The sequence below is a fragment of the Dietzia aurantiaca genome (assembly GCF_021033825.1).
Classification (GTDB): Bacteria; Actinomycetota; Actinomycetes; order Mycobacteriales; family Mycobacteriaceae; genus Dietzia; species Dietzia aurantiaca.
This window is the reverse complement of record NZ_JAIFXZ010000037.1, coordinates 1-432: the sequence shown is the minus strand read 5'-3', so window position 1 is coordinate 432 and position 432 is coordinate 1. Positions and strand designations below refer to the sequence as shown.

Below are 432 nucleotides of genomic sequence, written 5' to 3'. Positions count from 1 at the left end.
GTTCCCGACGCGATGGCGCGAGATGATTCACGGCTATCCGGGACTGACCGGCGACGATCTGGCCGCGCTCGCGATCTTCACTGCTGGGCTCGGCCCCGGCGGCTGACGTGTGCCTTGCCGGCACTATCCCGTAGACGCCGGGCGCGGCTCGGGAGAAGATTCAGGGGTGAACCCCGAACAGCCTGACCACGTTCAGCGAGCACTGGCCGATCTCGACGCCCGCCTGGGCCGGATCGCCGGCGAGGTGGCTGAGATCCGTGCGGGGTTGTCGGCGCTCGGCACCCCAGCCGCGGCGCCATCGCCGCAGGGGCCGGGGGAGACGGCCGCGGCCGCCCCACCACGCGAGGTGACGCCCGCTGCCGGCCCGGCCCCGGCGCAGGCGAGGGGTCCGTGGCGCGCGCAGGCTCCCGTCCCGCCGCCAGAGCAGGGCGG

The 432-nt window shown here is 75.0% G+C and carries 1 pseudogene; it reads left to right on the top strand.

Going from position 1 to position 432, the window contains the following annotated elements:
- Positions 1–166 precede the first annotated feature (166 nt).
- A pseudogene (locus K3888_RS17515) lies at positions 167–432 on the top strand (hypothetical protein); the annotation flags it as partial.